Source organism: Aerococcus sp. HMSC23C02 (assembly GCF_001806805.1).
GTDB classification, from domain to species: Bacteria; Bacillota; Bacilli; order Lactobacillales; family Aerococcaceae; genus Aerococcus; species Aerococcus sanguinicola.
On the sequence record NZ_KV786059.1, the window covers coordinates 73,896 to 82,799 of the forward strand.

At 49.6% G+C, this 8,904-nt stretch carries 7 protein-coding genes and 1 riboswitch; of the genes, 3 read left to right on the top strand and 4 right to left on the bottom strand.

Translation table 11 applies throughout. From position 1 onward, the window contains the following. Positions 1 to 306 precede the first annotated feature (306 nt). The gene (locus HMPREF3090_RS06625) at positions 307 to 1,509 is read right to left on the bottom strand and encodes an amidohydrolase (protein WP_067973556.1); all 1,203 of its coding nucleotides are present in this window, start codon (positions 1,507 to 1,509) and stop codon (positions 307 to 309) included. Positions 1,510 to 1,659: 150 nt separating this feature from the next. Here HMPREF3090_RS06625 and HMPREF3090_RS06630 point away from each other — a divergent pair, with 150 nt between their 5' ends. Beyond that, entirely contained in the window at positions 1,660 to 2,511 is an 852-nt protein-coding gene (locus HMPREF3090_RS06630) for an immunity protein Imm33 domain-containing protein (protein WP_067973553.1), read from the top strand. 431 nt (positions 2,512 to 2,942) lie between these two features. Here the strand turns inward: HMPREF3090_RS06630 and HMPREF3090_RS06635 are convergent, their stop codons facing one another. Together HMPREF3090_RS06635 and HMPREF3090_RS06640 are read right to left on the bottom strand one after the other, a co-directional pair. After that, positions 2,943 to 3,167: a hypothetical protein gene (locus HMPREF3090_RS06635; protein WP_067973550.1), complete on the bottom strand. Its 225-nt coding sequence runs from the start codon at positions 3,165 to 3,167 to the stop codon at positions 2,943 to 2,945. A gap of 9 nt (positions 3,168 to 3,176) precedes the next feature. Further along, on the bottom strand, positions 3,177 to 4,655 hold the full coding sequence (locus tag HMPREF3090_RS06640) for an amidase family protein (RefSeq protein ID WP_070486201.1): 1,479 nt from the start codon (positions 4,653 to 4,655) through the stop codon (positions 3,177 to 3,179). A 169-nt stretch (positions 4,656 to 4,824) separates the two neighbouring features. On the opposite strand from HMPREF3090_RS06640, the gene HMPREF3090_RS06645 reads away from it, so the two are divergent. Further along, on the top strand, positions 4,825 to 5,202 hold the full coding sequence (locus tag HMPREF3090_RS06645; RefSeq protein ID WP_067973541.1) for an arsenic metallochaperone ArsD family protein: 378 nt from the start codon (positions 4,825 to 4,827) through the stop codon (positions 5,200 to 5,202). 24 nt (positions 5,203 to 5,226) lie between these two features. Further along, positions 5,227 to 6,255 (top strand): branched-chain amino acid aminotransferase, encoded by a 1,029-nt coding sequence (locus HMPREF3090_RS06650; RefSeq protein WP_067973537.1) that lies wholly within the window; start codon positions 5,227 to 5,229, stop codon positions 6,253 to 6,255. 768 nt (positions 6,256 to 7,023) lie between these two features. On the opposite strand, the gene mgtE is transcribed toward HMPREF3090_RS06650, so the two are convergent. Next, on the bottom strand, positions 7,024 to 8,394 hold the full coding sequence (gene mgtE / locus HMPREF3090_RS06655; RefSeq protein WP_067973533.1) for a magnesium transporter: 1,371 nt from the start codon (positions 8,392 to 8,394) through the stop codon (positions 7,024 to 7,026). A 138-nt stretch (positions 8,395 to 8,532) separates the two neighbouring features. Continuing rightward, a riboswitch (M-box (ykoK) riboswitch) is annotated at positions 8,533 to 8,697 on the bottom strand. Positions 8,698 to 8,904 lie beyond the last annotated feature (207 nt).

Consider the following 8,904-nt stretch of genomic DNA (forward strand, 5'->3'; position numbering starts at 1 on the left):
GGCTGGAGCCGTTCTTATCCCTTTTGCTCCAGAGCTCCCTTTCTACCCGCATCCTCTCACACCCTGTGTAGTTGGGTTCGGTCGCGCAGAAGTGGCTCCTCTTCACAAAGTCCCTGCGAAGTCTTTCAGACTTCTTCGGTCTTTTGCTCCAGAGGTCCATTTCTAACCGCGCTCTCTCACACCCTGTGTAGTCGGGTTCGGGCTGGCAGCTTTCGTGTCACTTCACAAGTCTCCGCCGCAGTCTTGCAGACTGCTCTGGCGACTTGCTCCAGTGAAGGAAAGCTAAGCGCCATCCCTCACACCCTGTTATTCTACTCCACCATTTTCTACGTATTCGCCGATGAAGGCTGCGACGCTTTTGGCTGCGATGAGCATGGCGTCTTCGTCCATGACGAATTTTGGATGGTGGTGTGGGTAGGCTTCGCCGTCTTTTGGTGCGGCGCCGACCCAGAGGTAGAGGCCTGGAACTTCTTGAAGGAAGTAGGCGATGTCATCCGATGGGGGTTGAGGTTGTTCGGTGTCCACCCCTTCTGTGAGTTGGTCGAATGGGTGGTCCTTGATGGCTTTGATAGCGAATTCTGTGACTTTTGGATCGTTGTAAGCGACTGGGTAGTCGTTTTCGTAGTGAAGGTCATAAGTGATGCCGAAGGAGTTCTTGAGGCCTTCAAGTTTGGCTTTGACTTCATGTTCGATGATGTCACGGACTTCTTGTGACATAGCACGCACGTCCCCACCTAGTGTCACTTCGCCTTGGATAGCGTTGTTGGCACCTGCTGCGTCGAAGTTACCGATGGTGATCGACCCGACATCGAATGGGTTCAAGCGGCGGCTAACTACACTTTGGATTTCAGTGACGAAGTAAGAAGCAGCGACAATGGCGTCGTTGGCTTGGTGAGGGGATGAGGCATGGCCACCCTTACCGTGGATCTTCACCTTGAAGTTGGAACGTCCAGTGTGGGCATTGCCTTCATGGTAGAAGACGCCCCCAGTTGGCATATTGGTCATTACGTGGAGGGCAATGATATTGTCAACCCCGTCTAAGGCACCATCTTCAATCATTGATTTAGCGCCACCTGGTGCAACTTCTTCCGCATTTTGGTGGATGATAACGAATTTACCGCTGAGTTGGTCCTTCATTTCAATTAAGGTTTGGGCAAGAACCATTAGGTAGGCAGTATGGGCATCATGACCACAAGCGTGCATGGCACCTTCTTTTTTGGATGAGAAGTCGAGGCCGGTATCTTCTGTTAAAGGAAGCGCATCGAAGTCAGCGCGGAGGGCAAGTGTTTTACCTTCTTTGCCTGTATCGATGGTAACCACCAGACCATAACCATTACCGACATTGGTCCGTACATCACAGTCAAGGTCCTTATAGAAATCGGCAATATATTGGGCCGTTTCCTTTTCCTCAAATGATACTTCTGGATTCTCATGGAAGTGACGACGAATTTCGATCATTTGATCTTCTTTCTCATCTAAGCGCTTATACAGCTCATCAACGAGACTCATAATACATTCCTCCTTATTAATATTTCTCTAACAAATTAATTATACGCTAATAATCCCAAAAAGGAAAATGAATCCCTTTTGCCTCGTCTGTTGCCCGGTAAAATTTTATGTTAAAATGATTAAAAGCCTTTCAGTGATAGGAGATTGAAGATGAAGCAATGGATTCCAAATGGTGGCCAGTGTGCCGCATCGCGTACCCTCTTGAAGAAGCAGGGAGCTTTGTTATGGGCTTGGCGTGAGGCAGGGCGTTTCGACGGAGACAGTGGCTGGCGCTTTTTGTCTGAACGGGATAACCAAGTGAGCCTGATGGATGAGAAGAGTATGGTTTATGTGGACATCAACCGGGTGGCCCAGATCGAACCAGCTATTTCTGGTATCTACCATTATCCACAAGGGGCGGATTTTCAATTTTCAGCCTACTACGGCAAGCACTTTGTCTACAATGATTCATTGGAAAAGGTCGAAATGGTCACTAGCCAAGCGGACTTGCCCTTCAAGGATCCGAGCTTCCGCCAACACTTTCCTGACTTTGTCCACGCTCATGAGCGACGGATTCGCGAGGAATTTGCCCTCTCAGAAGAAGAGATCAGCCAGCTTTCGGGCCTGCAAAAGGAAGTTGACCACCTGATTAATGTGCTCATGGGAACGCGGACAGACACGCCCAAGAGCCTAGAGATTTATATCTTAGTGGGCATTCTTTTAGGTTATTTCATGGAGAGACAGGCGGCTAGTCCCCTGCCGAGCGATAAGGTCCATCATGTTATTGCTACAGTGATCTACCGCCGCTTTGACCTGGCCATGGCTCAGATCAAAGACTACCTGCTCGCCTACCAGGAAGCAAAGACCCAGGAAGATCGGATGTCCGAGCGGCAGGTCCTTCGTTATGGGCGCTTGGTTTACGATTGGATGGCAGCTAAGGAATTGGAGAGCGCCAATAAGGAATATAATGCCCTGGTCAACCACCATTACAAGGCCCAATTAAAAAAACAGAAACACCTTTAAAAAGGCAAGACTTTCTCAGATTCTAAGTGTGAGAAATGGCCTGGCCTTTTTGTTTTGGGGCTTTAACAATGAAAAGAAGCTGGCAAGGATGATTGTACCTTGCCAGCTTTTTGCTTAATGAGCTGTATCTGTATTAGATGGTGCTTGAAGCTATCTATTTGTGCTCAGAGACCCTGAATGCAAATAGCCATTTTCTAGTCGGGTTCGAGGATGCAGAAAGGGCTCCTCTTCATAAAAGTCCGTCGAAGGCCTTCAGCCTTCTCTGGCCTTTTACTCCAGAGGTCCCTTTCTCCCGCATCCTCTCACACCCTTTGTAGTCGGGTTCGGTCTGGCAGCCTTCCTGTCACTTCACAAGTCTTCGCCGCAGTCTTTCAGACTGCTCTGGTGACTTGCTCCAGTGAAGGAAAGCTAAACGCCAGCCCTCACACCCTTTAGATCATTCCAGCGTCGTAGTCGTCTTCTAAGGCTTGCATTTCTTCTTGGGAGACGTGGTCGAGGCTGTGGATGGCTAGGGTTTCGTTGAAGTCTTCTCGGGCGAGGGGGTTGCTGGCGGACCAGGTGTCGGCTTGGCCGAAGCTGTCATCGTCCCAGGCTTCGTCGAGGACCAGCATTTGCTGGCGCCATTTTTTATAGATTTCGAATTGTTGGTCGTGCATAAGTACCTCCTAAATGAGATCTGGGTAGTAGTGGAAGCGGTCTTCTCTTTCTAAATAGGCAGATAGGCCGATCAAGAGGGCTTCTTCGCCCTTGTTAGCGATCAGTTGGACCCCTAAAGGTAGGCCGTTTTGGCAGGTATGGAGGGGCAGGCTGATGGCGGGTTGGCCGGTTAGATTATAAATCATAGCGAATGGCGAGGCAAGTAAGCCCTTCTTGAAGACTTGGTAAACGAGTTCAGCCAAGTCGGGAGCGGGGAGCTCTTCTGAACGCAACATGGCCTCGTAATCACTTTGACTATAGAGTTTATCGTCGACGCGGGGGGCAGCTTGGGCGGTACTTGGTTGGATCAGGATGTCATAGGTCTGGTGGAAGTCGTCCATGATTTCAGCTGCCTGGTCCCAGGTGTCAAAAATTTGGCTGTAACGGTAGGCGGGGATGGTCTTGCCGTACTGGGCCATGGTCCAGGTTTGGATTTCGACATCCTCGCGTTGGATTTTACGTTGGAGTTGTTGTTCGATGCCTAGGAAGCTGGCTGCCATTTCTGCCCCGTTCATTTCATAATAGCCGCGAACAAGTTCTTGACCATTAATCTTAGGGTCGGCAGCTTCGACCTGGAAGCCCTGGTCGCGGAGGAAGCGGACGGTATTTTCTACGGCTTGGATGGCTTCGTCAGAAACTTCGGTACCAGCTGGAGACTTGGTCGAGTAAGCGATGCGCAGGTTTTTGACGGCTCGGATGGCATGGTCGATGTGGGCCTTAGGGATGGGCAGGGTTTGGAAGGGTATGGGTTTGAGATTGCTCTGGAGGGCCAAGAGCAATTGGGCAGTGTCGCGGATGGACTTGGTCATCATGAAGCCTACCGGTGCCCCGCCCCAGCTCCGCCACTTGCGCGGGCCAGTCGCTGTCCGTACCCGGCTTGGCTTGAGACCCACCAGCCCAGAGAAGGAAGCTGGAATTCGAATGGAGCCTCCGCCATCAGAAGCTGTCGCTACAGGCACGATCCCTGCTTGAACAGCAGCTGCTGCGCCACCACTTGACCCTCCGGCATTATAGTCAGGATCGACCGGATTGTGGACGGGCCCGTAGTAGTCGGAATCGCTGATGAATTTCAGGCCGAATTCGGGGACATTGGACTGGCCAATAGGAATGAGCCCGGTTGCCATGACAGACCGCGAGAAGTTGCTGGTTACGGGAGCAATCTGATCCTTGAGCAGGCGAGCCCCAGAAGTCGCTGGCACTCCCTTAATATTGTGGCCCAGGTCCTTCATGAGGGTAGGGATCCCGGCGAAGAGGGTCTGGCTGTGGTCTTCTTGGGCCAAGTCTTGGGCATAGTCCTCAAAGAGCCGGGTGACCGCATTGAGCTTGGGGTTAATGGCCTTGGCCCTGTCGATCGCTTGGCGGACCAGGTCCTGGCTGCTAGTTTGTCCCTGGCGGATTTGACCAGCTAGGGCCGTTGCATCATCGCTATAGCTTTTGAAATAGTCCATGGAATCTTCCTTTCTGCAGGCATCAGTTTTAGGCCTATTATAACAAAGTTTTTCCGAACTTTAGAGGCAGACTTTTCCTATTTTGATGATAAAATAATGAGACAGCCCTTGTCATAGCTCTCATCTTTGGTGTATAATAATTAGAAAACACAAAAAAAGAGGTGTGAAAATGAAAAAAGTGCAATTATTCCAACCATTGGGGGAATCATTGGGCTGCTGCGGGGGTTCTGAAGAATGTTCATTGACAGACAATTCAATCATTAATACAGAAGCCAATGTCAAAGAATTGAACCGGGTGGAGGCTTTCTTTAATGCGCTCAAGAATGAAGAAGGCTATTTCGTCACCATCCACGATCCAGCAAGCGATGGTTTTATGTTCACCCATACAGAGGTTGTCATGCGTAAGCTTAAGGCATATGGAGAGGAAATCCTCCCCATTATTTTGATTGACGACCAGGTTGTAAGTGTCGCGGAATTTCCGAGCAACCAGGCCCTAGCTGATATGGTTGGACTCACTCACACCCAAGCTGTAGAATATATGTGTTAGTAAGATTATGAAGGAGGACCACTAATGACAGTAGATATCGATTGGAAAAACCTAGGTTTCAGTTATATGAACTTGCCTTATCGTTGGCGGGCATACTACAAGGATGGGGAATGGTACAAGCAAGGCCTGGAGACAGACAACCAGCTCCACATTTCTGAAGGCTCCCCAGCCTTACACTATGGCCAACAAGCCTTTGAAGGAATGAAGGCTTACCGGACTAAGGAAGGCAAGGTCCAACTCTTCCGTCCCGACCAAAATGCCAAGCGTTTCCAAGTGTCGGCTGAACGGATGATGATGCCTAAAGTTCCCGTTGAAGACTTTGTTCATGCGGTGAAAGAAGCGGTTAAGGCCAATATTGACTATGTCCCTCCTTATGAAAGTGGAGCGACCCTCTATATCCGTCCCCTCTTAATCGGGGTTGGCGACAATATTGGGGTCCACCCAGCAACGGAATACATCTTCACGGTCTTCGTGATGCCAGTCGGACCTTACTTCAAGGGTGGCCTTGCCCCTCAACACTTCGTCACTTCAGAATACGACCGGGCAGCCCCCATGGGTACCGGTGGCGTGAAGGTTGGTGGGAACTATGCTTCCAGCTTGCAACCAGGGGCCAGTGCCCATGATGAAGACTATGCCGATGTGATTTACCTGGATCCGAAGACCCACACTAAGATTGAAGAAATTGGCTCTTCTAACTTCTACGGAATCGAGCGTGGAACGCATAAGTTCGTGACGCCAAAATCCCCATCTATCTTGCCTTCAATTACCAAGTTCTCCCTCCTTCATTTAGCTGAAGAACGTTTGGGCTTAGAAGTGGAGCAAGGGGATTGCTACATCGATGACTTGGACCGCTTTGAAGAAGCCGGTGCCATGGGGACAGCAGCTATCATTACCCCAATCGGCTCCATCACCCATAAAGGCCACCGCCACAACTTCGGAACAGGCCAAGAAGTCGGTGAAATCACAGAAAAACTTTACCATGAATTACTGGGCATTCAATTCGGTGACATTGAAGCACCTGAGGGTTGGATTGTCCCAGTCGAGGCCGATTAATCCTCTCCTAGCGGTCGCCATTCTCTATTGATCAATATGCTACAAAGACGATACGCTAGCAAAAAAGCACTTCCAAATTTCCCCTCTTGAAGGGGAAGTGGAAGTGCTTTTTTACTTGTGTATTTATTGCCTAACGGGCTCGGTTTATAAGCCACACTTAGAGGGGTTAATTGGATATTGTACCTTTTTAATCCACACTCAGAGACTCTGATTGAGTGTTAGATCTTTTTAACCCACACTCAAAGTTTTTGTTTGGGTGTTAGTTGTTATCAATCCCCACTTAGACTCTTTATTTGTGTGTCGGAAGCTATCAAGCCACACACAGAGTCTTTGCTTGGGTGTTGACCATTTATCAAAAGCTATTGACCTGTGTTCACAGCCTAAGCGCCAAGTCTCACACCCTGTAGTTGGGCTCGAGCTGGCAGCTTTCCTGTCACTTCACAAGTCTTCGCCGCAGTCTTTCAGACTGCTCTGGTGACTTGCTCCAGTGAAGGAAAGCTAAACGCCAGCTCTCACACCCTGTCTAGTCGGGTTCGCAAGAGCAGACTTGAAGTGATTTCAACTCATCGAAACGCCTGACTGATGTCAGCCTTTTTCGATGAGTCTCCAATCATTCAAGTCTAAGCGCCAAGCCTCACACCCTCCTAGTTGGGTTCGCAAGAGCAGCTTTGGAGTGCTTTCGCAAGTCGGAAATGTGCAAGCCTTGCTTGCCCTTATCCCGACTTACTCCAAGCATCCAAAGCTAAGCGCTCTTGCTCACACCCTTTTTTACAACAAATGCATGAGGTAGGTGGCGAGGCTGAAGTAGATTAAGAGGCCGGTGGCGTCGGTGATGGTGGTGATGAAGGGACCGGAGGCGACGGCGGGGTCGATGTGGATCTTGCTGAAGAGGGTTGGGACTAGGTAGCCGATGACTGTTGATACGGACAGGGTAGCGGCTAGGGAAATCCCGATGATGAAGGAGAGGACCGGGTTTCCAAAGAGGAAGTAGGCCACACCACAGATGGTGATGCCAGCTGCTAGGCCGATAATGATCCCAGATATTAATTCTTTCCAAACTAAGACCCAGAAACTTTCGGTGTTATCGCCCAGGGTTAGCCGGCGGACAGAGACAGCTAGAGACTGGGTGCCCACATTACCGGCCGAGTCCATAATGATGGGCATGAAGACAGCCAGGATAACTACCCGGGATAGGGTGGCTTCGAACATATTAATCAGGTTGGCTGAAACCAGTCCGAGGAAGATCAGGATAATGATCCAGGGTAGGCGGTTCTTCACCGTTTCGAAGATGCTTTCGCGATCACTTTCATTATCTGGCGACCCACTGATCCCAGCAAAACGGTGGAAGTCCTCGGTGGTTTCGATATCCATAACATCCATCACATCGTCGACGGTCACGATCCCGACCAACTTACCTTGGCCATCCACGACAGGGAGGGCGAGTAGGTCGTATTCCTTGATGATACGGGCAACTTCTTCTTGGTCCATACCAATATCAGCTTGGACTAATTGGCTATTCATAATATCTTGGACTGGGCAGTCCCCAGGGGCGCGCAAGAGTTCACGTAGGGAGAGGACGCCGAGTAAATGGCGGGCTTCATCCACTACATAAACATAATAGATGGTTTCAACGGCGGAAGCCGCTTGGCGAATGCCCGTAATCACTTGGTCGGCACTATCCTGGGCGTAGACCGTGAGCACCTCGGTTGTCATGATGGCCCCAGCTGTTTCGAAGTCATGTTCTAGGATTGTTTCAATCGTTTCCCGGTCGCTGGGCCGCATACTTTCCAGGACATGTTGGCGGTCTGCTTGGGGAAGTTCATGAATGAAGGCTGTGACCTCGTCGTCGGCCACATAGGTGAAGACCTCGGTCATATAGTCAGCGGGCAGGTCTTCAATAGCTTGCCGGCGTCCCTTGTAGTCTAAGTGTTCAAAGAGTTCAGCGAATTCACTGGCTTGGAGGAGGTCGACAATTTTATTCTTTTTTTCTGGGTAGAGCTTATGGAAGACAGCGACCTGGTCTTTTTCATGGAGCTTCAAGAAGAGGTCGCGGAAGTCATCGCGCCGGTTGTCTTGGATGCTCTTGTAGATGGCTTGGTAGTAGTCTTTCCGGTTGAGTCGGTTTAATTTGATTGCCATAATAATCACCTTTCCATACCTCGGGGAAAGGTCACCGCATAGAGGGCTAAGTAGTCATTATAAGGAAGTTTGGAGATTGCTTCAGATTAAAAAAACGCTCAACAAGAGCGTGAGCGTGAATCGTCCAGGAGTAGTCGGCAAACACCTCATCGCATAGTTTTAGCACTTATTAGCATAGGAGTAGCTCCAGCCACATTAGAAAATCCCTTAATTCGAGAATTTCTGCTGACCCGTTGGCATCTTTGGATGTTTCTGGGCAGTGGCGTCTCTCTAATACAGTAACCTCACCTAACAAGGTTTATTCTTATTTCTCCCCTAGCATAGCAGAGACCCGCTAAAGATTCAAGGCCTCTTCAAAAAATCCCTTAGGCCCGTCTAAATAGCTTGCCTTATAAATTCCTCGCAAAGCTTAAAATAAATCATGCTATAATAACATTGAAATTCATAAAAAGAGGAGCATCCGCATGATTCCACGATATACCCGTCCCGAAATGGCCCGAGTTTGGTCCG

Excerpts from the sequence above, each read along its gene's own strand:
- HMPREF3090_RS06645 (WP_067973541.1), top strand. The coding sequence starts at position 4,825 with ATGAAAAAAGTGCAATTATTCCAACCATTGGGGGAATCATTGGGCTGC.
- HMPREF3090_RS06640 (WP_070486201.1), bottom strand. The coding sequence starts at position 4,655 with ATGGACTATTTCAAAAGCTATAGCGATGATGCAACGGCCCTAGCTGGT.
- HMPREF3090_RS06650 (WP_067973537.1), top strand. The coding sequence starts at position 5,227 with ATGACAGTAGATATCGATTGGAAAAACCTAGGTTTCAGTTATATGAAC.
- mgtE (WP_067973533.1), bottom strand. The coding sequence starts at position 8,394 with ATGGCAATCAAATTAAACCGACTCAACCGGAAAGACTACTACCAAGCC.
- HMPREF3090_RS06635 (WP_067973550.1), bottom strand. The coding sequence starts at position 3,167 with ATGCACGACCAACAATTCGAAATCTATAAAAAATGGCGCCAGCAAATG.
- HMPREF3090_RS06630 (WP_067973553.1), top strand. The coding sequence starts at position 1,660 with ATGAAGCAATGGATTCCAAATGGTGGCCAGTGTGCCGCATCGCGTACC.
- HMPREF3090_RS06625 (WP_067973556.1), bottom strand. The coding sequence starts at position 1,509 with ATGAGTCTCGTTGATGAGCTGTATAAGCGCTTAGATGAGAAAGAAGAT.